Below are 23,756 nucleotides of genomic sequence, written 5' to 3' on the forward strand. Positions count from 1 at the left end.
ACCATAAATATAAAAAATCAGAATAGGAGAAGGTTTTAATGAGAGAGTATTCAACACAGATGGAGGCGGCGCGCAAAGGAATCGTGACCAAGGAGATGGAGGCGGTTGCCAAAAAAGAGTATCGTGATACTGAGTTCATAAGAGCACTTGTTGCGGAAGGAAAGATTGCGATTCCCGCAAATAAGAATCACAAATGTATCGATCCTGAGGGCGTTGGTTCAATGCTCAGAACCAAGATCAACGTAAACCTTGGTGTATCAAGAGATTGCAAGGATTATGATATTGAGATGGAAAAGGTTATGGCCGCTGTAAACATGGGTGCTGAGGCTATTATGGATCTTTCAAGCCACGGAAATACACAGCCTTTCAGAAAAAAGCTTACAGAATCATGCCCTGCAATGATCGGAACGGTTCCCGTATATGACAGCGTTATTCATTATCAGAGAGATCTTGCTGAGCTTACGGCTAAGGATTTCATCGATGTTGTAAGACTTCATGCTGAGGACGGAGTTGACTTTGTCACACTTCACTGCGGAATTACAAGAAAGACGATTGAGCAGATCAAGAAGCATAAGAGAAAAATGAATATCGTATCAAGAGGTGGTTCTCTTGTATTTGCATGGATGTGTATGACGGGTAACGAGAATCCTTTTTATGAGTATTATGATGAAATTCTTGAGATCTGCAGAGAGTATGACGTTACAATCTCACTCGGAGATGCGTGCAGACCCGGATGCCTTGCGGATGCGAGCGATGTTTGCCAGATAGAGGAACTTGTAAGGCTCGGCGAGCTTACCAAGAGAGCTTGGGAAAAAGATGTTCAGGTAATGGTTGAAGGTCCCGGACACATGCCTATGGATCAGATAGAAGCCAATATGAAGATTCAGAACACAATCTGTATGGGAGCTCCTTTCTATGTACTCGGACCCCTTGTTACGGATATAGCGCCCGGATACGATCATATCACATCCGCGATCGGAGGTGCAATCGCAGCAGCATCGGGAGCAGCGTTCCTTTGCTATGTTACACCCGCTGAACACCTTGCACTTCCAAATGTCGACGACGTTAAGCAGGGAATCATTGCTTCCAAGATTGCAGCTCACGCAGCTGATATTGCAAAGAAGATTCCTCATGCAATGGAGGTGGACAACAAGATGGGTGATGCGAGAAGAGTGCTTGACTGGGATAAGCAGTGGGAGTGCGCACTTGATCCCGAGACTGCAAAGAAGATAAGAGACGAAAGGTCTCCCGAGTTTGACGATACATGCTCAATGTGCGGTAAGTTCTGTGCGGTACGAAGCATGAACAAAGCTCTTAACGGAGAGTATATTGATATATTGGGATAAAAACTGAAAAGTATAGCGACATGGCAAAAAACATCAAGTAAAATGATTAATTTTGCCATGTTTTATTTGTGAAAAAATGTGATATCATAATATCCATCAACAAAACTGAGATATTTTAATTCGATTATGATAAAAAATATCAAGAAATCAAGGAGCAGATGAATAATGGATAATTGTCAGAAGTATCAGTGTCAGTACTATATGCCTCCTAAGGCAACATACAATTGGGTAACAAAGGATCATATCGAGACTCCCCCCATTTGGTGCAGTGTTGACTTAAGAGACGGAAATCAGGCGCTTATTGAGCCTATGAGTCTTGAGGAGAAGCTTGAATTCTTCACAATGCTTGTTAAGCTCGGCTTCAAGGAGATTGAGATTGGTTTCCCTGCAGCTTCTGTTACAGAATATGAATTTGCGAGAACTTTGATTGAGAGAAATATGATTCCTGATGATGTTACGGTTCAGGTTCTTACACAGGCAAGAGAACATATTATCAAGAGAACATTTGAGGCTGTAAAGGGGGCTCCAAGAGCCATCATCCATCTTTATAACTCAACTTCCGTAGCACAGCGTGAGCAGGTGTTCAAAAAGGATAAGGATGAGGTCAAGAAGATCGCTGTTGAAGGAGCAAAGCTTCTCGATAAGCTTGCAAAAGAGACTGAAGGAAACTTCTCTTTTGAATACTCACCCGAAAGCTTCCCCGGAACAGAGGTTGATTACGCTGTTGAGGTATGTAACGCCGTTCTTGATGTATGGAAGCCTACCAAAGAAAACAAAGTAATAATCAATATTCCCACAACAGTTGAAAATGCTATGCCGCATGTGTTTGCAACACAGGTTGAATATATACATAACTCGCTTAAATATCGCGAGGCGGTAACACTTTCACTTCATCCTCACAACGACAGAGGAACGGGCATCGGTGATGCGGAGCTCGGATGTCTTGCGGGGGCTGACAGAATTGAGGGAACTCTTTTCGGAAACGGTGAGAGAACAGGTAACGTTGATATCGTTACACTTGCCCTTAATATGTATTCGCACGGTGTAGATCCGGGGCTTGATTTTTCACACCTTCCACAGGTCGGTGAGACATATGAGAAACTTACAAGAATGCGTATTTACGAGAGACAGCCTTATGCAGGACAGCTTGTCTTTACTGCATTTTCAGGTTCTCACCAGGATGCGATCTCCAAGGGATTCAACTGGCATGAACTTAAGAAAGACAACGGAATATGGTCGGTTCCTTATCTTCCCATCGATCCCAAGGATATCGGAAGAGAGTACGACGGAGACGTTATCAGAATCAACAGCCAGTCAGGAAAAGGTGGCGTAAGCTATATTCTTAAGAATAATTATGGTATGATGGTTCCCAGAGAAATGCAGGAAGATGTCAGCTACACGATCAAAGACATTTCCGACAGAGAGCATGCGGAGCTTTCTCCCATGCGTATCTATCAGATCTTTGAGGATAAGTACGTTCACAACAATCATGTATTTAAGATTGATGAATGTCACTTCAAGCAGAAAGAGGGAATACTTGCAGAGGTTAAGTTAGATCATCTTGACGCCCAGCAGGTTGTTGAGGCAAACGGAAACGGACGTCTTGACGCTGTAAGTAATGCCATCAAGCAGTACTTTGGAATAAAATACGAGCTTTCAACATATGAGGAGCACGCTCTTTCAAGAGGTTCTTCATCCAAGGCATGTACATATGTCGGAATCACCGTTGAAGGCAAGAAGTACTGGGGAGTTGGAATTGACGAGGATATTATCAAATCTTCAATTAACGCTCTTGTTGTTGCCGTTAACCAGCTTGATGCCGTTAAGAACAACAAGGATGTGAGAGATGTGAGGATCAACGCGATCATGAATTATATTCAGGAGAATTACCTCACGATCACACTTGAAGATCTGTCCAAGCAGTTCTTCCTTTCAAAGCCTTATTTGTCCAAGTTCATCAAAGACAAGTCGGGAATGACTTTCGGTGAGAATGTAAAGCAGATAAGACTTAACAAGGCAAGTACTCTTTTGAGAAACGGAAACATGAAGGTCGAGAAAGTAGCTGAGGCATCCGGATACCAGAACGTTGAACATTTTAATCGTCTCTTTAAAGAGAGATTCGGAATGACTCCCGTTCAGTATCGTTGCAGCGAAAAATAAAGATCGGATCAGGAAAAAAGAGTGGAAAACAAAAGGCAGAGCGGTAGACTTAACAATAAAAAAATTGCAAAAAGAATTGCGGCAACAGTCGCCGCCTGTTCCTTAGTTTTTATAACAGGATGCGGATCATCCGAAAAGCCTGTAAAGATAGTTTTTACCACGGGTTTTGCAAAGGATGAAGTATTCAGGATAGAAGATTCGGTGTGCACCCTCAAGGAGGCCAAGGCATATCTCATAAATACCCAGGAGGGTTATGAGGCAAGCTTTGGAGAAGAGATATGGGGGCGCGAGACCGGAAGCGAGACTGTCGAGGACAGGTTAAAAGACTCTGTTCTTGCGAAGATTGCTCAGATTAAGACAATGGATATTCTGGCAGCGGATAACGGAATTGTGCTTGATGACAAAGAGAACAAAAAAGCTGAAGAAGCAGCGGCTGAGTATTATGCTACACTTTCAGAAGCCGATATTGCGGCTATGGATGGAATAACGCAGGAAGATATTGCGGGCATATACAAGGATCAGGCTCTTGCAGACAAGCTTTACAACGATATCATCAAAGATATAAATCCGGAGATAAGCGATGACGAAGCCAGAACGATAACGATTGAGCAGATTTTGATAAAGACGTATTCGCTTGACGCTAACGGAAATAAGGTAGAATTCAATGAGGCCGACAAGGCGGCAGCCAAGTCTAAAGCTGACGGTATATACAGACGGATTAAAGACGAGGGAGCAAGTTTCGAAGAACTCATGCTTGAATATAACGAGTCCGATAAATCGGAACTCTCTTTTGGAAAAGGCGGCGAACAACCCGATTATGAGAGCGTTGCGTTTAATCTCGGAGGCGGTGAGGTGAGCGGTGTCTTTGCGACAAGTGAAGGTTATGCGATAATCAAGTGCATCAGCAAATTCAATCTTGAGGAAACCGAAGCCAATAAGGTTAAGATCGTTCAGGAGAGAAAACGTGAAGTTTTCGGTGAGAAGTATGACAGCTTTGTCGCGACACTGAACAAACAGCTCAACGAAAAGCTTTGGAGCAGCGTAACTGTAGGCAAGGATCCCGAAGTTACCGCTAAGGGACTTATGGAAGTCTATCAGAAATATTTCTCGAAAAAGTGATAATTTAACAGAAGTGTCAAAATGACGTATGATTTTTACTTTGGTAAGAATCATACGTCTATTTTTATCCATTTTAGACAAAATGGAAGCGCTACTAATGGCAATATGCACAAATAAAACATGAAAAAACTATGATTTATGGTCAAGAAGTAAAAAAAGTGCTTGATGAAGTAAAAAAAATATGTTCAGAATATTTACTTAATCGTTTATATTATTATCAGTAGTATCAAAATTACACCGAGGTGATGATAAGCATGAAAAATTTAAAAAAGACTTCTATTATACTTGCTTTGATTATGGTGATGCTTATCCCCACAGGTTGCGGTTCCGCAAACAAAATTGAATCCTGGGCAAAGGATTATGAGCCGAGTGAAGAGTATCTTGCTCTTTATGATGACGGAAAGGCTGTTTGCGAAGGTAAGAATTATACATATGTTAAGGATGATGACAGTATCACCCTTACCGATAAAGATGGTAATTCGATAGAACACAGATACTACATGGATAATGAAAAAATGGTTTTTTATATAGCATCGGTTTATGACTATCAGGATGAAGGGGATCCTGATGGAATTGTTGGGAATTGGGCTTGCGGTAATAATGTTTTCAGATTTTTACCCGCGCCTAAATTGGAGTTTAGTGAGGAGGATGCTTTCTATGGCCACTATTCAGTGGATGAAGCAAATTCCAGTGTGAAACTTATGTATGATGCACCTATTCCGGATGCGACTTTCTATTATTCTTTGGACGGCAAGAAACTTACAATCGATTATCCCTGGCCTTTAGTTAAGACTCAGGAGAAAGACACGACCAAGAAGGATGAGGGTACAACGTAATCGAAACGCATGGCGCGTTTACGATAGATCATGGCAGTAAGACTGCCAAAAACCATTATTAAGAAGGAGAGGTATGAAATGGAGAAGAAGCGTTTAGTTTCAATGTTATTGGCGGGCGTAATGACTCTTTCTCTTGTTGGATGCGGAGATACAGCTTCAGCACCTGCAGAATCAGGTGACAACGGTGCAGCTGCAGCAACAGAGGCAGGAGCAGACGCAGGAGCAGATGCAGGAGCAGAAGCAAGTGCAGCAGGTGCTGGATTGGATGACAGCACACCTATTACTCTTAACATGTGGTGTATCGCTACAGAGAGTGATTCAAACCGTAAGTCTTACGAGACAGCTATTAAGGAGATGGAGACAAACCATCCAAATGTTACTTTGAACTGGGAAGCTTTTGAGAACGAGTCTTATAAGACAAAGATCAAAGCTGCAGTTTCAGCTAATGAAATGCCTGACATTTTCTTTACATGGTCATGTGCATTCCTCGGTGACTTCGTAAGCGCAGGAAAGGTACAGTGCCTTGACGAAGCATACGAGAAGTATAAGAACGAGCTTCCTGAAGCTATGCTTAAGAACACAACATTTGACGGAAAACACTACGGTGTTCCGCTTACAATGAATATTGTAGGTCTTTTCGCTAACATGGATATCCTCAAAGAAGCAGGATATGATGAGATTCCCGGAACTTATGAAGATTTCATTAAGTGCTGTGATGCTCTTAAGGCTAAGGGCAAGATTCCTTTCGGATGTGCAGGTAAGGAAACATGGTGCGTAACTGAGTATCTTGAGTCTATCATCGAGAAGAGCGCAGGTGCTTCTACACTTGATGCTATCTTCGCAGGAACTGATTCATGGAACAATCAGGACGTTGCTGATGCCGTTGATACATTCCAGAAGCTCATCAAAGACGGATACTTCGATCCTTCAGGAATCGGTCTTTCAAACGACGAAGTTAAGGCTAACTTCATGGCAGGCAAGTACGCATTCTACATGAATGGTACATGGAACTGTGCAGACTTTGCAGCAAATGCAGACTTCTTACCTAAGGTTAAGGTTGGTGAGTTCCCTGTAATCAACGCTGACAAGTCAAAGCTTGGCCAGCTCATCGGTGGACCTTCTGATACACTTGCAGTTGCAGCTTCATCACCTAACGCTGCAGCAGCTGCTGATTACACATTCGAGCTTGGTAAGCTTATCTGCCACTACGGTTACCTTGATGGTTGCGGACTTCCTGCATGGACACCTTACGGTGACACAAGTTCTGTAAATCCTCTTACACAGGCTGTTGCAGATATCGTTCAGAAGTCTGATTACATGGTTCTCTTCGGAGATACAGCTATGGCAGCAGATAAGGCTCAGACATACCTTTCATATGTTGATCAGGTTTATGGATGCCAGATCGATGGAAAAGGATTCATCGAAGGTCTTGCTAAGGATATTAAGTAATTCTTTTTTGAAGAGTTTGTTAATCTAAATTGATTTTATTTTGGTTCTTCCTGTGCTTCCAATGGGAAGCATAGGGGGAACCGTATTTTGTTGGAAGGTTATTTTGTATGGAAAGAGATAAGAGTGCGTTAAATCAGAAGAGGAATAAGGAGTTGAAAAAGGGACTGGCAGTCTTTGTATTTCTGCTTCCCGGATTACTTTTATTCGTTAGTATTTTAATTGCTCCCATTGCAGTTTCTTTGTACAAAAGTTTGTTTGACTGGAATGGGTTTACGGAAGGAACATTCATAGGATTAGCCAACTATCAAGAGCTGTTCACAAACGGATCTATTAAGTTCATGATCTCATTGAAGAACTCGCTTATATTGGCACTATTTTCAGTATTTATACAGTTACCGCTTGCATTGTTGCTTGCACTTATACTTGGAAGAAAACCTAAGGGCGAGCGTTTCTACCTTACAGTTTTCTTTATGCCCGTGCTTATTTCAACTGTTGTTATCGGTCAGCTCTGGCTTAAGATTTACAACCCTGATTACGGTATTTTGAACAGATTCCTTGGAGCAATCCATTTGGAGAGTTTGCAGCATATTTGGGTCGGTGATCCCAAGACTGCTCTTGGAAGTATCGTTGTTCCCACAATCTGGCAGTATGTCGGTTATCACATGCTTCTTATGTATGCGGGAGTTAAAGGTGTTTCACCCGACCTTAGAGAAGCAGCAATGATTGACGGCGCTACAAAGTGGCAGACAGACAGATTCATTGTTATCCCGATCATTAAGCCTATTATCAGAGTAAGTGTTATCTTCGCTGTTACAGGTTCACTTAAGACATACGACCTTGTTCGTATCCTGACAGACGGAGGTCCTTATCAGACAACCGAAGTTCCGAGTACATTGCTCGAATATATGTTGTTCTTGAGAAACAGATACGGAATGGGAAGTACGATCTCTGTAATGCTTATTGCTCTGTGCTTCGCGTTTGCGTTACTAATTAGTGCTGCATTTAAGGAAAAGGATAAGTAATGATGGTAGGTAAGAAAAAAACATTTGTATATATACTTTTGGTTATCTGGTCGATAATCAATTTATTCCCGATATATTTCATGTTTACATTCTCTCTTAAGGGAAATGATGAGATTTTCGGAGAAAATATCATAGGACTTCCCAAGCATTGGTTGTGGTCCAACTATAGCTCAGCTTTGAGCACCGGAAATATGGCGTTGTACTTTGTAAACAGTTTACTTGTTACAGCGATTTCAATAGGTATTTCAATTATTGCCGCAATGATGGCAACATATGCGCTTACACGTATTAAGTGGAAACTCAGTAAGATCACAAATGCATTCTTTATGCTTGGACTTACAATTCCGCTTCAGGCTTCAATCGTTCCTGTATACGTAGTGCTTTCAAAGCTTCACTGGCTCAATAAGTATTCAACACTTATTGTTCCTTACTCAGCTTTCACACTTTCAATGTCGATTCTTATTTGTACGGGATTCATGGTAGATATTCCGTATGACCTTGATGAGGCTGCGATTATCGACGGATGTGGCCTTTTCGGAACATTCTTTAAGATCATCATGCCGCTTATGAAGCCTGCTCTTTCAACAGTAGGTATCTATGCATACCTTCAGTGCTGGAACGAGTTCATGTTTGCGAACGTATTCATTTCAGATCAGAAGCACAGAACATTGCCTGTAGGTATTAAGGCTTTGTCAGGTGCGTACACAACTGATTGGGGCCCGATCGGTGCGGCTCTTGTAATCGCAACATTCCCGACACTTATTGCTTATGTATTCTTAAGCAGAAGGATTCAGGACAGCTTCATTGCCGGCGCGGTTAAGGGTTGATGTGAGCTTATAATTTAATATTGAATTTCGAGACTCGGCATCTTATGATGGCGAGTCTTTTTGCTAATAGAACGAAAAAATGGTATCTTTTTATAGAGCGTTTATTGATATTTATATTTTTCAATATGAAATTATTAATATTGGTATGGGAAAAAATATGATCGATCAGGTTGGGGATAAGTTAAAAAAAACTACGCTTTCGTCAAGCTTTAGAAGCACCATGATTGGCATTGTAATGATAGTTTTTGTGTCTTTTTTGATCTCGACATATATCATTACGGAAAAAGAACGCAAAGCATATGTAATAAGAGAATCAGAAAGTGTGCTTAAAGCTCTTTCCAATAATATAAGTTCCGATCTTAAGAACTATATGGATGTTTCGAGGCTTGTTATAACGGACAGAAGACTTGTCACCTTTCTTAAAGCGGATTTAAGTGCTGTCGATGAAAATATGACAAATGATGCCAGATACGGAATGATGGATATATTGAACGCGGCAGAAGGCGTGGATTCTGTTATGGCATTTAGAGAAGACGAGAAAATGGTCTCAACCAACAGAATTTCCTATGAGTATGATGATACGCTTATGAATTCGAGGGAGTGGAGAGATACCATATATTCCAACGAAGGAAGAGCAACCGTTACTCTGAATTGTGGCGGTGTTGCGAGGAGAATCGACGATAAGCCGCTGGTTACGATTGAGAGGGCGATAAATGACATCAATTCACAGAAGCGTATCGGAATAATGATGATGAACATATCGTCAAATGTTTTTCAGGATATGCTCAATCAGCTACGCTATGATAATATTTGTATCCTTGGCGCAGATGGATGTTTTATCGCAGGAAACGAGGAATATTTGAATTATTACAGTCCCGGTTTTGCGGTTGGCGGGATAAGGAATAAGAATATCAAAGTAGATAACAAGCGCATGCTTTTATCGGCATGCTGTGTTGATAATTATCCGATCGTTATAATGAGAGTATCAAAGTATGGAACAGAGGGCATACCGTATGGAATCCTGTATGTTCTGATGGTTCTTTTGCTCGTGTTTGTTGTTTTGGCGATTCACATGGGATTCTTTATCAAGACCGATATAACGGATCCCATATACAAGCTTTCCGAATCAATGGAAAAAAATAAGAGGACGGGTGACCTTAAGACTATTGATATTGATATGCCTTCAAGCGAGCTTGAAATGCTTAAGGACGATTACAATAATCTTATCGATCACGTCAACGAGCTTATCGGTACTTTGATCGAAAAGGAGAAGACTCTTCAGCGAGCTGAGATGAGAGTCTTGCAGGAACAGATCAAGCCGCATTTTTTGTACAATTCTCTTGAAACAATAGGTTTTCTTGCACTAGATGCGGGAGCGGTCAAGGTGCACGATTCACTTGAGGTACTCGGAAGTTTTTACAGAAATTTCCTGAGCAAGGGAGACAGGGTTATACCTCTTTCAAGGGAAGTGCAGATAGTTAAGGATTACCTGGCGCTTCAGAAGTTGCGCTACGGAGATATTTTTGAAGATGAGTATGATATAGATGAAAAGACCAATAAGTTTATTCTGCCAAAGCTGATACTTCAGCCGCTTGTGGAAAACAGTATATATCATGGCATCAGGATGAAAGGTGAGAAGGGAAGTATTAAAATAAGTTCTAAGCTTGAAGATGGTTTTCTTCATTTGAAAGTTCGTGACACAGGTGTTGGAATGACACAGGATCAGATTGACAAGATCTTGCACTCAGACAGAAATTTTAAAGGAGAGATTGAGGGCGAGAGTTTCGGGCTGTGGGGAACCATTGAAAGAATCAGGATTTATTGCGGAAGTAACGATGTTGTCAGGATTGATAGCGAAGTAGGGGAATACACTGAGATAGAGTTTATTATCTCGGAAGAAATGGCAATAAGGGGCGTAAGTGATGGACAGAAAATATAGGGTTATGATAATAGATGATGAGGAGTCGGCTCGGAAGCTTATGCGTGCAGCGATAAATTGGGGAGAGCTGGGCATGGAAGTTGTCGGAGAAGCGGCAAGCGGCATAGAAGCAATAAATGTTATTGACGACCTTAAGCCGGATATAGCATTTGTTGATATTTCAATGCCTTTCATGGACGGAATAGAATTTACCCAGACTGCGACGGGGCGATATCCGAATCTTGTAATAATAATAATGACAGCGATAAACCAGTTTGAGTATGCAAGGAGATGCGTAAGCCTTCCGGTATTTGACTATATGCTTAAGCCTATGGTCAGAACAGAGATCACAAAGGTCCTTGAGAGGGCAAAAAAGATGCTTGATGCATCAAACGATACATGGGAAGAACCAAAGAGCGAACCTGTTGTATTGTCTGCAGAAGAGAACAATACGACCGAACTGATAAAAAAATACGTTGAGGACAACTTTGCCGATTCAAAGCTAAATCTCGCATACATAGCACAACACTTTGGTTTTAGTGCAAGTTATCTCTCACGAAAATTCAAGCAGGAGACCGGCAGCAACTTCATCGAATACCTCACAGACCTTCGCATGAAAAAAGCCATGCAGATAGCCAGAGCCAACGTTAAGATGTATCAGGCCGCCGCCGAAGTCGGCATTCCCGATCCCAACTACTTCAGCCGCTGCTTCAAAAAATACGCCGGAATGAGCTACTCCGAGTACGTCTCCTCCAAATACGAATAAACTAAGTGCATCGTTCACAGCATCGCCATTTACAGACTGCCACACAGGCACCGCCGCACAGATGCATGGCCGAGCATTGCGAGAGAGCTTAGGATTTCATGCGGCTCCCAAATCTGCTCTGAAATTCCGCTTTTAGGCTCATTGTTTGACATTCGGTCCGCCCGATAGCCGGAGCCATAGGCTTATGTTTTTTCGCAATCACTCCGACTCACATTTTTATGGGGTTCCGATCGTTTTTCTTTTATGGCGCATGTTTCGACTAAACTCGCATCCCGATGTCTTTATCGGAAATGTAATAGCCCGCATGTGCGGGCGTATAAAAATAAACAAAGCCATCTCTGCAAGCTTAAAAAGTTTGCGAGAGTGGCTTTGCTTATTTTTATAGCTGTAAATGGCGAGGATTGAATCGATGCAGGCTTGTTAGCACTCATGTTTGGTGAGTGCTAATTTTTTATTGACTTTTGCGAGTGGGGGAATTAAACTTTTATTTGTACGGTGGAGGGAGACTGAGACTGTGCATATACTGAAATGATGCAAAGGAGTGAGAGTTATGGCTTCAAAAAAAGGTAATCTTTCAATCAATAGCGAGAATATGTTTCCGATAATAAAGAAATGGCTTTATTCGGATCATGACATTTTTTACAGGGAAGTAATTTCAAATGCCTGCGATGCGGTTACGAAGATCCGCAAGATGGATATGATGGGCGAGTATGAACTTCCTGAAGGTTTTAAGCCCCGTGTTGATGTGGTGCTCAATGATAAAGAGAAGACTATTAAGATTACGGATAACGGAATCGGTATGACAGCCGAGGAAGTTGAAGAGTATATCAATCAGGTGGCTTTTTCGGGAGCGACCGATTTCCTTAACAAGTATAAAGATAAGGCAAATGCCGATCAGATCATAGGACATTTCGGACTTGGTTTCTACTCAACATTTATGGTGTCTGATTCTGTTGATATCGATACACTTTCATATAAGTCAGATGCAGCGTCTGTTCACTGGACATGCGACGGCGGCTCTGATTTTGAGATGTCTGACGGAGAAAAGAAAGAGGTAGGAACTACAATTACCTTACATCTGTCGGATGACTGCCTTGAGTTCTGCAATGAGTACAAGGCAAGAGAAGTTATAGAAAAATACTGCTCATTCATGCCTTATGACATTTATCTTTCAAGAGAGAATGAAGAGGGAACAGAGACAATCAAGGCAAGCGAGAAGCTTGATTCGGATGTTGTGATAGAAGAAGTACATCCCGATAAGAAAGAGGGCGAGGACAAAGAGCCTGAGCTCGAGTACAAGATTAAGAGAAGACCTCAGCTTCTTAACGATACACATCCTCTTTGGGCTAAGACTCCCAAGGATTGTACAAATGAGGAGTATCTTGAGTTCTACAGAAAGGTGTTCCGCGATTATAAGGAGCCTCTTTTCTGGATCCACCTTAACATGGACTATCCGTTTAACTTAAAGGGTATCCTTTATTTCCCCAAGATCAACATGGAGTTTGAGTCAATCGAGGGAACAATCAAGCTTTACAATAACCAGGTATTTATCGCGGACAACATCAAGGAAGTTATTCCTGAGTATCTCATGCTCTTAAAGGGTGTGATCGACTGTCCCGACCTTCCGCTTAACGTTTCAAGAAGTGCGCTTCAGAACGACGGATTTGTTAAAAAGATTTCTGAGTACATCAGCAAGAAGGTAGCTGAGAAGCTTGCCGGACTTTGCAAGACAGATAAAGAAAACTATGACAAATACTGGGATGACATCAGTCCTTTCATCAAATACGGTTGTCTTAAGGACGACAAGTTCTGCGAGAAGATGAACGACTACATCCTCTTTAAGAATCTTGACGGTAAGTACCTCACACTTCCCGAAGCTCTTCAGATCAACAAAGAGGCTGAAGATAGAGCGGCATCCGACGATCCGAAGGGAGTCGATGATGACGCCTATGCCAATGATGCCGAAGAGTCGAGCCGGAACGGCGAAGACGATTCGATGCATCAGACGGCTAGAAGCGACGCAGATAAGTCCGAAGACAAGAAGGATGAGAAAGAGGAAAAAGAGCCTCGTATCATCTACTACGTAACAGATGAGCAGCAGCAGAGCCAGTACATCAAGATGTTCAAGGCTCAGAAGATGGAAGCTTTCGTAATGAAGCACAACATCGATACTCCTTTCATGCAACAGCTTGAGAGCAAGAATGAGGGAATCAGCTTTAAGAGAATCGATGCCGATCTTACAGATACATTTAAGAGTAAGACATCCAAGAAAGCTGCAAAAGAGCTTGAAGAGAAGGAAAAAGAGATTTCTGAAAAGCTCAAGAAAGCTCTTAAGAATGATAAGCTTGTTGTTAAGCTTGAAAAGCTTAAGGATAAGAAAATGTCTTCAATGCTTACTGTTTCAGAGGAATCAAGACGTCTTGCCGATATGATGAAGATGTATGCAATGAACGGAATGTCCATGGGAGATTTCGGCGCATCGGAAGGTCAGACACTTATTCTTAATGCAAATCATCCTCTTGTTCAGTATGTGATGGACAATAAGGATGAGAAGAATACAGAGATGATCTGTGAACAGCTCTATGATCTTGCAAGGATCCAGAATGCGCCTCTTGACGCTGAGTCAATGACTAAGTTTGTTGAGAGAAGCAATGAGATTATGTTGATTCTTGCTAAATAATAATGTTGATGGTTTAAGGTTTGATGCACTGTTTATGCTAAGTCATAGACAGTGCATGAATTATAATGGGGATTGCATATGAAAAGAATTCGCAACTGTAGGATAGGTAACATTATTTTGAAGATTTTCTTGATAAGTACGCTGGCTTTTGCCTGCTATTATTTGAGAGATCTTTTTCAAAGTCCGTTTGGGTTCAGCGGATTCAGGGACAATCCATCGATTTTTGTCGTAAAAATACTTCTGATAATTACTGTAGAATCGATCCTTTTCTGGACCGGAATAATTCTGGTTTACATAAATTGCAGACAGCTTGGAGTTAAATGGAGAGCACTTGGTATCTTTTTTGGAATGATACCGATACTCAATCTGATAATGCTGGGTAAGATCATTAAGACTGCAGATGATGAAGTTAGATTTGAATCTGCGAAGATGAAGATAGATGCTGAAAGAAAAGCTGATAAGATATGCAAGACAAAGTATCCCATCCTGTTGGTTCACGGGGTTTTCTTCAGAGACTTTGAACACCTTAATTACTGGGGAAGAGTACCGCAGGAGCTTATTGATAACGGTGCGACCATTTTCTACGGAGAGCACAACAGTGCGTCTACTGTCGAAAAGAGCGGCGAAGAACTTGCAAAGAGGATCAAGGAGATAAAAGCGCAGACAGGATGTGAGAAGGTCAATGTCATAGCTCATTCAAAGGGCGGACTTGATATGAGATATGCTATCACGAAGTGCGGAGCGTATGAGGATGTGGCATCTCTTACAACTATCAATACTCCTCACAGAGGATGCGAATTTGCGGATTACCTTCTTGAGAAGATCCCCGAAGCACAAAAGCTTACCGTTGCAAGAGCCTACAATGCAGGTGCTGCCACATTCGGCGATGTGAATCCCGATTTTATCGGCGCTGTTACGGACCTTACTCATAAGGCTTGCGAGAAGCGAAATGAGGAACTTCCCGACAGAGAAGAAGTTTACTATCAGTCTGTGGGATCGATTCAAACAAGACCGACGGCAGGCAGATTTCCGCTTAATATGTCATATCTTCTGGTTAAGTATTTTGACGGAAAAAACGACGGACTTGTGGGAGAGAGTTCTTTTCCCTGGGGCAGTGATTTCAAGATGCTTGAACCTAAAGGAAAAAGAGGAATATCTCATGGCGATATGATTGACCTTAACCGCGAAAACATTAAGGATTTCGATGTCAGGGAATTCTATGTAAACCTCGTAGAGGATCTGAGATTAAAAGGATTTTGAAACAATCCTATATTCATATAGCGAAAAGCCGGGCGTAAAAGCTCGGCTTTTCCTTGTCTAAAGCAACATTTCGACTGTTCATAAAAGAAAAAACGGAATATAATACTAATAAGATTTTGTTTTTCGTTCTTTTTATCATTGTTCAATGGTTTTTTTCACATCTTTTTTATATTCATACGGAGGACAGGCTTATGAAAAGAAATGCGATGGGGTTAATACTTACATTGGCGATGACAGCAGGTCTTATTGCCGGATGTAACGGAAATGTGGCTGATACCATGCTTACAAAAAGTCCCGAAGGGGAAAACACCGCAGCAGAGGATGTTCAGGTAGTCACTGTGTGGAGTGACAATGCTCATGAACAGTCTGTGAGAGATGCTCAGATCGAGGAATTCAACAATACGATAGGTAAGCAGGAAGGCATCAGGATTGATTATACGGTGTACGGCTCGGATTATTCCGATGTTATCAATGTGGCGCTTATGGCAAATGACGGACCGGATCTGTTCAGACCTTCATCCAATACCTTCGCTAAATATGTTGCTGCGGGATATGCCGTTCCGATATCTGAACTTGACGGTAGCAATACGCTTCTTTCCAAGTATGATGAGGACGATCTTCTTATAGGCGATCAGATATTTGGAGGCAAAGTATATACGCTTCCTTACAGTCTTCAGTCATATAAGATGATCATAAATAAAGATCTTTTTGATAAAGCCGGAATAAACGTGTATCCCAAAACATGGGATGATGTAAGAAAAGATGCAAAGCTGATCACGGATGTTTCAAACGGCGATGCATATGGATATTTTCTCGCACTTCAGAGCGGATGGACGCTCGATCATTATATTTACAGTGTTTCTTCCGCTTCTTTGGGACACTTTGGATATGATGCCGTAAGCGGAACATACAGGTATTCCGACGGCCTTCCCATTATCGAGAATATACTCGGAATGATCGAGGACGGAAGTGTTTTCCCCGGATATGAAAATATGGATGCGGATACCGCAAGAGCGCAGTTCGCTGCAGGCAAGGTCGGCATCGCTATGGCGGCGAGCTTTGACGTTGCGGTATATACAGAGCAGTTCCCCGCAGAATGTAATTGGGTTGTCTGCGATCCGCCGGCAATTGACAGTTCGGGATATGGGTATAAAGAGATGGTAACGCCGGTAGATCTTTTGGCTGTTGCAAAGAAATCGCTCGACGCAAAAGATACTTCAAAGATTGCCCGTGTTCTTGAGTGGTTCTATGCGGATGAAAATCTTGTTGAAATGTATGAGAAGGGAATGTACCTTCCTTACAGAAAAGAAGTGCTTGATATGGCAGCGGATTCTGAGGTAAAAGGCTGGAAAGAATTTGTTACGTTCCGGGGAAATCAGTTTATCATCCGAATGGCAGATCCTAAGGGTGTTATATCCTATGAGGGACTTTCGGCGAGGGAGACGCTTACAAAGCTCTTTTCCGGAGGATATTCGGAAGATACGGCGACAGTGCTGCAAGAGCTGGATATGAGACTAAACAGTGGGCTGGCTCAGCTTGACGATGAGACCATAAATGAGTATGTTGCACCTCCGAACTATAAAGTTGAAAGAGATTAAAATATGATGACACAAGGGGATAAAGCTGCTAATAAGCGCATGAAAAGTGACAATGTTCAGGCAATGCTGATGATAGCTCCGTTCTTTATCGGGTTTATATTATTCGGCTATGTTCCCATCATTTACATTTTGAGATATGCATTTACGGATTTTGGCGGTTTTGGTGAATGTAAGTTCACGGGAATTGCGAACTTTGTCAGGATAATAAAAAGAGATCCGGATTTCTGGCAGTCTCTTCTTAATGCTTTTTTGCTTGCTGCGGGTAAACTTGCGGTTGAGATTCCGCTGGCGCTTGGGCTTGCGGTGCTTCTAAACCGCAAGATACGCGGAATGAATTTTTTCAGAGTGACACTTTTTCTGCCGTCGATAATATCTGCGGTAATAATAGGACTTATATTTTCACTTCTGTTTGCGTCGCATAACGGAATGATAAATGCCATTCTTATGCATGCAGGGCTGATCGCAAAGCCGATAAACTGGTTTAATACCAAGTGGAAAGCGATGTTTATCCTGGGGCTTGCCTCTGTCTGGCAGAACTACGGGATAAACATGATATTTTTTATTATGGCGCTTCAGAGTATTCCACAGGAGCTGTATGACTGCGCAAGTATCGACGGAGCTAAAGGGATTAAGGGATTTTTTTTCGTGATATTTCCTGTGATCGCGCCGATATTCCAGTCGATACTTCTGGTTGCGATTGTCGGAAGCCTTAAGATATGCGACCTTGTAATAGCTTGCACAAACGGCCAGCCGGGCGGGACTACGGAAGTTGTGATGACCTACATATACAAGTCTTTTTTCGGCAAATCGGGCAGAAATATCGAAGTCGGCTATGCGTCTGCAATGTCACTTGTTACCGCTGTTTTTCTCGGTATGGTTACCGTTGTTTATCTGAGAGCTACCAAAAAGCTTAAAGAGATAGTGTAGACAAAAAAGGAGAGAGCAGCATGGCGCATATTAAGAAATATTGGGGAGTGCTCCCTGTATATCTCGTTTTGTGTTTATTTTTTGTAATAAGTTTTTTTCCCGTGTTCTACACGTTCATGTCATCGTTTAAGAGCAACATGGACATACTGACAACGGGGAATCTCCTTATTCCCAAGGAGTTTGTATTAGATAACTATGTAAAGGCATGGCAACTGGCTGATTTTAAGACCTACACCGGAAACAGCATATTTCTTGCGTTTTTCTGCGTTGTGGGAACTGTTTTTTCAAGCACGATATGCGGCTATGTTTTTTCGAGGGCGGCTTTTAAGGGAAAAGAGATTGTCTTTTATTTCATGATCTCGTCGATGTTTGTATCGCTTGGAACACTGACACTTTATCCGCTTTTGATGATCATGAAGGTATTTCATCTGAATAAGTCGCTGTGGGGAGTTGTCATCATACGTGTCTTTGGGATGAATGTCACGAACCTGTTTATTGCAAGGGGATTCATAAATTCTGTACCAAAAGAGATTGATGAAGCCGCGAAGCTAGACGGCTGTTCGTTTGCAGGGATATATTACAGGATCATCTTTCCGCTTTGTAAGCCGCTTATAGCGACGGTTGGAATACTATCGTTTCGAAGTGCATGGAATGATTACATGCTTCCTATGGTGTTTACGATGACAGATCCGCGGCGCATGCCGCTTGTTGTCGGAATTATGCACTTAAAATCATCCGGTGACGCGGCGTCTTCATGGAATTTCATGCTTGCGGGAACTGCAATATCGTTGATACCCATGATAACAATATATATAATGTTTAACAGGTACTTTATCTCGGGAATGACGTCAGGTGCGGTTAAAGGATGAGTTGTAACGCAAATAGATGTTGGGATGCTTATCTTACAATTTAGTAAGATAAGCATTTTTCTATATCATAAAAAGACATTTTCCTATAATATAAAATAAGTTGCGAAAATTCTTTTTTTCGTAAAGGCACTTGACATACTTTAGCAGACGTAGTATTTTGTACTACGACAGACAAAGTATGACGGACGTAGTAATTATATAACAATAAAAAAGGATAGATCTTTTATGAAAAAACTTGTTGAGATCAAGGATGTGTGCAAGATATACAATCCCGGAGAAAATGAGGTCAGAGCGCTGAATCACATAAATCTGACCATCGGTGAAGGCGAGCTTGTTGCAATAATCGGACAGTCGGGATCGGGTAAATCAACGCTTATGAATATGCTTGGTTGTCTCGATACTCCCACAAGCGGCAAATACTTCCTTCACGGACATGATGTATCACATATGACGGATGATGAGCAGTCGGACATCAGAAACAGGGAGATAGGATTCATCTTCCAGGGGTTTAACCTTATCCAGTCGCTTACGGCTATGGAGAATGTTGAGCTGCCGCTTATCTACAGAGGAGTGGGAAAAAGAGAAAGAGAACGTCTTGCGGATGCCGCTCTTAACAGCGTCGGACTTGAAAAGAGAAAGACACACAGACCTAATGAGATGTCGGGTGGACAGCAGCAGAGAGTTGCGATTGCAAGAGCGATAGCGCAGGCTCCGCCGATACTTCTTGCCGATGAGCCTACAGGTAACCTGGATTCGGCTTCGAGCAAGGAAATCATGAAAATAATAAAGAGACTATATTCTGAGGGAAGAACGGTAATCATAATTACCCACGATCCCGGTATTGCCGCTCAGGCAAAGCGAATCATAACAATCTCTGACGGAAAGATTCAGAGTGATATTATAAATCCTGATTATAAAGAAGATTAAGGAGCTGGAAAAATGGCAGACAATAAAGCGTTAAACAAAGAAGTGGAAACAAAAGAGGAAAAAAAGGTTTCCGCTGCAGAGAGCAATAACGAGATTAAAGAGACAACAGGAAGCAGCGTTGAAATTTACGATGAGTATGATGAAGAAGAATTGGAAGTAACAAAGAAGCCCAAGAAAAAGATTAAGAAAAAATGGATAGTACTCGGCATAGTGGCACTTCTTGTTATCTTCCTTGTCGTAAGAGGAGTGACAGCATCAAAGAATGCCGTAACAATGGTTGAAACCGTTGATGTTGCAAAGGGAAGCATTGAAAACATTCTTTCTGTATCCGGAACTGTTGAAAGTGCAGAGACAAAGAGTTATTTCTCAGATGTTGCAGCTCCTATCGATAAGCTCAATGTTAAGATTGGAGACAAGGTTGCAAACGGTGACGTTCTCTATACATACAACGAGAAGGAACTTACTCTTGCAGAGAAACAGGCACAGCTTGCAATCAAGCAGGCTAAGGGCACATACAATTCATCCTTCTCAGAGACCGGAGCAGCTGACAGAAAGTATGCTGAGGGAATGAACGCACAGCAGATCAACGACAGAGTTGATGCTATCACAGCTGAGATCAATGCTCTTAACGATAAGATCACAGAGAAGACAAATCGTATGGAGAAGACACTTTCAGATCTTAACAAGACAAAACTTGATCTTGACCAGGACGGCGTGTTGGACGGAACAGAAGACGATCTCGATTACAATGAGAGAAGAGAAAATGATGAGCAGGTGGCACTTGCTTTGAACGAAGCAATCGCGGATGTAAATTATGCTATCGCTCATGACGCTGAGATAAAGGGATGGAACGATCAGATAACATCTCTTAAAGAAGAGCAGTCTCACCTTGCATCAGCAAAGGCTGCGCAGCTTAATGGCGGACAGATCCAGGCGAGCAAAGCTTCGCTTGATACAGCTCAGCTTACAAACGGAGATACAATCTCAAAGATCCAGGCTGCAAAGGAAGGCGTAAAGGCTGACTTTAACGGTGTAGTTACCGAAGTAGAAGTAGTAGAAGGCGCTACAGTGGCAGCAGGAACAAAGATGGTAACACTTGCAAACCTTGATGATGTTCAGGTAAGCGTGCAGGTATCAAAGACAGACCTTCCCAAGATCGCAGTTGGTCAGAAGGTTGATATAACTATCAACGGTAAGTCTTATACAGGTGAGATCGCTCAGATTTCCGGATCTGCAACAAAGAATGCCAACGGTGTAGCTGTTGTAGATACTAAGATCAAGGTTACAAACCCTGATAAAGAGATAATCCTCGGAGTAGAGGCTAACAACAAGATTCATGCTGAGAAGGCTGATAATACTATTGTTCTTCCTTATGAATATGTACTTACAGATGCAGAAGGTGACTATGTATTCGTACTTGAGAACGGCACAGCTGTAAGAAAAGCAGTTAAGATCGGTATCTCAACAAGTACAGATGCTCAGATCGTAGAAGGCCTTTCAGAAAATGACAAAGTGATAACTACTAATCTTGATACGCTTACTGACGGAATGCCGGTAGCGGTTATGGAAGCGAAGAATGAGTAAATTAGGTGAGTATATAAAAAGTGCTATAAAGCAGATGAAGCATAACGGCTACAGGACGCTTATGACAATGCTTGGTATTGTCATAGGTATAGCGGCTGTTATTGCGGTGGTTGCTCTCGGTAACGGAATGAAGCAGTACGTTAAAGACCAGATTAACGGAATATACGGTAATTACGGTGTGATCAGCATCGATACGTCGAAGACTACCGACTTTTTTACCCGGGATGATATTTCTCTGCTAAAGGAAGAGTTACCTGATATAAAAGGTGCATCGCCGGATTATTACGTTGGAGGAAAGGTTAAGGGACCCAGAGGAACGTTCCTTGCTTCTGTAGAGAGCGGAACGGAAGTGATTGAATATCAATATCCAAATAAAATTATCAAGGGAAGTTATTTCACTCAGCAGCAGGTGGAATCAGCTCAGAGAGTATGCGTTATGCTGCAAAATGATGCAAAAAAGCTCTTTGGAACCGATGAATGTCTGGGAAAAGAGATAGAACTATTAATAGACGGAAAATCAGCTAATTATACCGTTGTTGGCATCAGAGATAATACAAATGAGATGTATGATTTCTTTACACAGGATATGGACTATTCAGCTACGATTGAGGTTCCGTATACATCGTTTGCTTCAGATTACGGGTACGATATAGGTAAATGGTCTCAGCTGTATCTTTTCACAGATCAGGATGTCTTACAGCAAAGATGCGATGAGGCACAGGTCATACTTACAAATGCGCATGGGCTTAGAGGAGCAAATGCAATTTCTTCTTACAGCATGGCGGACATGTCGGATTCAATTGATACGATTATGAGCAAAGCAAGTACATTCCTTATCCTTGTTGCATTTATATCGCTTCTCGTTGGTGGAATTGGCATTATGAATATCATGCTCGTGTCTGTAACGGAGAGAACAAGGGAAATAGGAATAAGAAAATCCATCGGTGCAAGAACGGGAGCGATAACCATGCAGTTTTTGTCTGAGGCGGCAATCCTTACGCTTTCGGGCGGAGTACTTGGAATTATACTTGGAATAGTTCTTGCAAGAGTGATGTGCAAGATGATCAATATGCCGCTTTTAATTCCACCTACAGCGATAGTGGGAGCAGCATTATTTTCAATAATGGTAGGCCTTGTCTTCGGTCTTTATCCTGCAAGAAAGGCTGCAAAAATGAAACCGATTGATGCATTGAGAGTGTGAAAATATGGGAAAAGCAGGAGAATATTTAAAAAGTGCGATTGCAAGCATACGAAATAATAAGGGAAGATCGCTTCTTACGATGCTTGGAATCATAATAGGTATAGCGTCGGTACTTACGATCCTCGTTATCGGAGACGGTCTTAAGGCTACCGCCAACGGGCAGTTTGAAGACATGGATGTTTTGACGATAGATGTATCTATTGATGAGAGCAAGACCGATAAGTGCTTTACGCCTGAAAATATGGCTGCCGTAGAGCGCAGTATGGGTAATATATACGGATTTGGACCGAGTGTAAATATGTTTGGAACGTCTGACGGGAAAAAAGATTCTTACAGTCTGTATTTTACCGGAGTAAGTGATGTGAAGCGTTTTACCACCGGAAATAAGATTGTGCACGGGCGCTATTTTACCCGCGATGATGTTGATGAATGTAATTATGTGTGCGTTATAAGCCAAGGGGCTGCAGTTGCATTGTTTGGGTATGAAGAGGCTGTCGGAGAAACGTTTGAAGCCACTGTCGGTGAAAAGACGAAGGAATTCACCGTAGTCGGTATCAGAGAGGATACTTCGATGGATAAGGCGTATGCAGGTCAGTATGGAAACGATCCGATATTTATGCCTGATATACCATATACTGTTGTCCCTGATATGTGCGACAAGGACGTAAATAACATGTTTACTTCGGCATCTGCATATGTGCACAAAGACAATAAAGATGAAGCCCAAGCCAAGATAAAGAGTGTTGTAGAGAATGTCATGGGGCTTAGAGGCGAAAGTGCGATTAAAGTTAAATCGACGGAAGGAATGGACACCGTATCGGAGACTATCCTTGATGTAATAACATCAGTAGTAAGTCTTATAGCGAGTATCTCTCTTCTGGTCGGAGGTATCGGTGTTATGAATATCATGACGGTATCTGTTACCGAGAGAACGAGAGAGATCGGAATAAGGAAATCCCTTGGTGCAAGGACATCTTCAATCCTCACGCAGTTCCTTGCCGAGGCATCAATCCTTACATCCATCGGTGGAATTATCGGCATAATCTTAGGTCTTTTATTTGCCAAACTTGCCTGCATGGTGGCCGGATTCGGCTTTGTAGTCAATCCTTTTCTTATAGCAGGTGTCGTTGCCATCTCAACCGGAATAGGCCTGTTCTTTGGTATCTATCCCGCAAGACGCGCGGCAAAGCTGAACCCTATCGATGCACTCAGGAGTGAGTAATTGATAGAGGTGTTTCATTGAACACTATAAAAACAGGATAATCTT

Annotated in this window: 18 protein-coding genes; all 18 read left to right on the plus strand. The window is 42.0% G+C overall.

Features of this window, described 5'->3' with window-relative positions; translation table 11 throughout:
- The first annotated feature begins 38 nt into the window (after positions 1 to 38).
- The 18 genes from thiC to DL92_RS0106590 all read left to right on the plus strand — a co-directional run bounded on the left by thiC (position 39) and on the right by DL92_RS0106590 (position 23,711).
- Positions 39 to 1,346: a phosphomethylpyrimidine synthase ThiC gene (gene thiC, locus DL92_RS0106505; protein ID WP_026667237.1), complete on the plus strand. Its 1,308-nt coding sequence runs from the start codon at positions 39 to 41 to the stop codon at positions 1,344 to 1,346.
- 165 nt (positions 1,347 to 1,511) lie between these two features.
- Entirely contained in the window at positions 1,512 to 3,506 is a 1,995-nt protein-coding gene (locus DL92_RS0106510; RefSeq protein ID WP_026667238.1) for a 2-isopropylmalate synthase, read from the plus strand.
- A gap of 21 nt (positions 3,507 to 3,527) precedes the next feature.
- On the plus strand, positions 3,528 to 4,625 hold the full coding sequence (locus DL92_RS0106515; RefSeq protein ID WP_026656881.1) for a peptidylprolyl isomerase: 1,098 nt from the start codon (positions 3,528 to 3,530) through the stop codon (positions 4,623 to 4,625).
- Positions 4,626 to 4,879: 254 nt separating this feature from the next.
- Positions 4,880 to 5,461: a hypothetical protein gene (locus DL92_RS0106520; protein ID WP_026656882.1), complete on the plus strand. Its 582-nt coding sequence runs from the start codon at positions 4,880 to 4,882 to the stop codon at positions 5,459 to 5,461.
- Positions 5,462 to 5,539: 78 nt separating this feature from the next.
- Positions 5,540 to 6,910, plus strand: coding sequence for an ABC transporter substrate-binding protein (locus tag DL92_RS0106525; RefSeq protein ID WP_026667239.1), 1,371 nt, complete (start codon positions 5,540 to 5,542; stop codon positions 6,908 to 6,910).
- Between the two features lie 107 nt (positions 6,911 to 7,017).
- A complete protein-coding gene (locus DL92_RS0106530; RefSeq protein ID WP_051199223.1) occupies positions 7,018 to 7,932 on the plus strand; it encodes a carbohydrate ABC transporter permease in 915 nt (304 codons plus the stop codon).
- Positions 7,932 to 8,759, plus strand: a complete 828-nt coding sequence (locus tag DL92_RS0106535; protein WP_026656886.1) for a carbohydrate ABC transporter permease — start codon at positions 7,932 to 7,934, stop codon at positions 8,757 to 8,759. Before DL92_RS0106530 ends, DL92_RS0106535 begins: the two co-directional genes overlap by 1 nt.
- Before the next feature lie 157 nt (positions 8,760 to 8,916).
- Positions 8,917 to 10,698, plus strand: coding sequence for a cache domain-containing sensor histidine kinase (locus DL92_RS20140; RefSeq protein WP_185750484.1), 1,782 nt, complete (start codon positions 8,917 to 8,919; stop codon positions 10,696 to 10,698).
- On the plus strand, positions 10,682 to 11,443 hold the full coding sequence (locus tag DL92_RS0106545; protein WP_026667240.1) for a response regulator: 762 nt from the start codon (positions 10,682 to 10,684) through the stop codon (positions 11,441 to 11,443). The genes DL92_RS20140 and DL92_RS0106545 overlap by 17 nt, the downstream gene beginning before the upstream one ends.
- Before the next feature lie 550 nt (positions 11,444 to 11,993).
- On the plus strand, positions 11,994 to 14,123 hold the full coding sequence (gene htpG, locus DL92_RS0106550) for a molecular chaperone HtpG (RefSeq protein WP_026667241.1): 2,130 nt from the start codon (positions 11,994 to 11,996) through the stop codon (positions 14,121 to 14,123).
- Between the two features lie 78 nt (positions 14,124 to 14,201).
- The gene (locus DL92_RS0106555; protein ID WP_026667242.1) at positions 14,202 to 15,383 is read left to right on the plus strand and encodes an esterase/lipase family protein; all 1,182 of its coding nucleotides are present in this window, start codon (positions 14,202 to 14,204) and stop codon (positions 15,381 to 15,383) included.
- Positions 15,384 to 15,574: 191 nt separating this feature from the next.
- Positions 15,575 to 16,981 carry an ABC transporter substrate-binding protein gene (locus DL92_RS0106560; protein ID WP_026667243.1) on the plus strand — a complete coding sequence of 469 codons (1,407 nt, stop codon included), beginning with the start codon at positions 15,575 to 15,577 and terminating at the stop codon, positions 16,979 to 16,981.
- A 3-nt stretch (positions 16,982 to 16,984) separates the two neighbouring features.
- Positions 16,985 to 17,908, plus strand: coding sequence for a carbohydrate ABC transporter permease (locus tag DL92_RS0106565; protein ID WP_026667244.1), 924 nt, complete (start codon positions 16,985 to 16,987; stop codon positions 17,906 to 17,908).
- A gap of 20 nt (positions 17,909 to 17,928) precedes the next feature.
- A complete protein-coding gene (locus DL92_RS0106570; RefSeq protein ID WP_026667245.1) occupies positions 17,929 to 18,777 on the plus strand; it encodes a carbohydrate ABC transporter permease in 849 nt (282 codons plus the stop codon).
- A gap of 225 nt (positions 18,778 to 19,002) precedes the next feature.
- A complete protein-coding gene (locus DL92_RS0106575; RefSeq protein ID WP_026656892.1) occupies positions 19,003 to 19,704 on the plus strand; it encodes an ABC transporter ATP-binding protein in 702 nt (233 codons plus the stop codon).
- 12 nt (positions 19,705 to 19,716) lie between these two features.
- Positions 19,717 to 21,288 carry an efflux RND transporter periplasmic adaptor subunit gene (locus DL92_RS0106580; RefSeq protein WP_026667246.1) on the plus strand — a complete coding sequence of 524 codons (1,572 nt, stop codon included), beginning with the start codon at positions 19,717 to 19,719 and terminating at the stop codon, positions 21,286 to 21,288.
- Positions 21,281 to 22,489, plus strand: coding sequence for an ABC transporter permease (locus DL92_RS0106585; protein ID WP_026667247.1), 1,209 nt, complete (start codon positions 21,281 to 21,283; stop codon positions 22,487 to 22,489). Before DL92_RS0106580 ends, DL92_RS0106585 begins: the two co-directional genes overlap by 8 nt.
- 4 nt (positions 22,490 to 22,493) lie before the next feature.
- Positions 22,494 to 23,711 (plus strand): ABC transporter permease, encoded by a 1,218-nt coding sequence (locus DL92_RS0106590; protein ID WP_026656896.1) that lies wholly within the window; start codon positions 22,494 to 22,496, stop codon positions 23,709 to 23,711.
- Positions 23,712 to 23,756: the final 45 nt, after the last annotated feature.

This window comes from Butyrivibrio sp. AE2005, from assembly GCF_000686965.1.
In the GTDB taxonomy this organism is placed as follows: domain Bacteria; phylum Bacillota; class Clostridia; order Lachnospirales; family Lachnospiraceae; genus Butyrivibrio; species Butyrivibrio hungatei_A.

Bases quoted from the DNA above. Each gene is read 5' to 3' on its own strand.
- thiC (WP_026667237.1), top strand. From the start codon at position 39: ATGAGAGAGTATTCAACACAGATGGAGGCGGCGCGCAAAGGAATCGTG.
- DL92_RS0106510 (WP_026667238.1), top strand. From the start codon at position 1,512: ATGGATAATTGTCAGAAGTATCAGTGTCAGTACTATATGCCTCCTAAG.
- DL92_RS0106520 (WP_026656882.1), top strand. From the start codon at position 4,880: ATGAAAAATTTAAAAAAGACTTCTATTATACTTGCTTTGATTATGGTG.
- DL92_RS0106525 (WP_026667239.1), top strand. From the start codon at position 5,540: ATGGAGAAGAAGCGTTTAGTTTCAATGTTATTGGCGGGCGTAATGACT.
- DL92_RS0106530 (WP_051199223.1), top strand. From the start codon at position 7,018: ATGGAAAGAGATAAGAGTGCGTTAAATCAGAAGAGGAATAAGGAGTTG.
- DL92_RS0106535 (WP_026656886.1), top strand. From the start codon at position 7,932: ATGATGGTAGGTAAGAAAAAAACATTTGTATATATACTTTTGGTTATC.
- DL92_RS20140 (WP_185750484.1), top strand. From the start codon at position 8,917: ATGATCGATCAGGTTGGGGATAAGTTAAAAAAAACTACGCTTTCGTCA.
- DL92_RS0106545 (WP_026667240.1), top strand. From the start codon at position 10,682: ATGGACAGAAAATATAGGGTTATGATAATAGATGATGAGGAGTCGGCT.
- htpG (WP_026667241.1), top strand. From the start codon at position 11,994: ATGGCTTCAAAAAAAGGTAATCTTTCAATCAATAGCGAGAATATGTTT.
- DL92_RS0106555 (WP_026667242.1), top strand. From the start codon at position 14,202: ATGAAAAGAATTCGCAACTGTAGGATAGGTAACATTATTTTGAAGATT.
- DL92_RS0106560 (WP_026667243.1), top strand. From the start codon at position 15,575: ATGAAAAGAAATGCGATGGGGTTAATACTTACATTGGCGATGACAGCA.
- DL92_RS0106565 (WP_026667244.1), top strand. From the start codon at position 16,985: ATGATGACACAAGGGGATAAAGCTGCTAATAAGCGCATGAAAAGTGAC.
- DL92_RS0106570 (WP_026667245.1), top strand. From the start codon at position 17,929: ATGGCGCATATTAAGAAATATTGGGGAGTGCTCCCTGTATATCTCGTT.
- DL92_RS0106575 (WP_026656892.1), top strand. From the start codon at position 19,003: ATGAAAAAACTTGTTGAGATCAAGGATGTGTGCAAGATATACAATCCC.
- DL92_RS0106580 (WP_026667246.1), top strand. From the start codon at position 19,717: ATGGCAGACAATAAAGCGTTAAACAAAGAAGTGGAAACAAAAGAGGAA.
- DL92_RS0106585 (WP_026667247.1), top strand. From the start codon at position 21,281: ATGAGTAAATTAGGTGAGTATATAAAAAGTGCTATAAAGCAGATGAAG.
- DL92_RS0106590 (WP_026656896.1), top strand. From the start codon at position 22,494: ATGGGAAAAGCAGGAGAATATTTAAAAAGTGCGATTGCAAGCATACGA.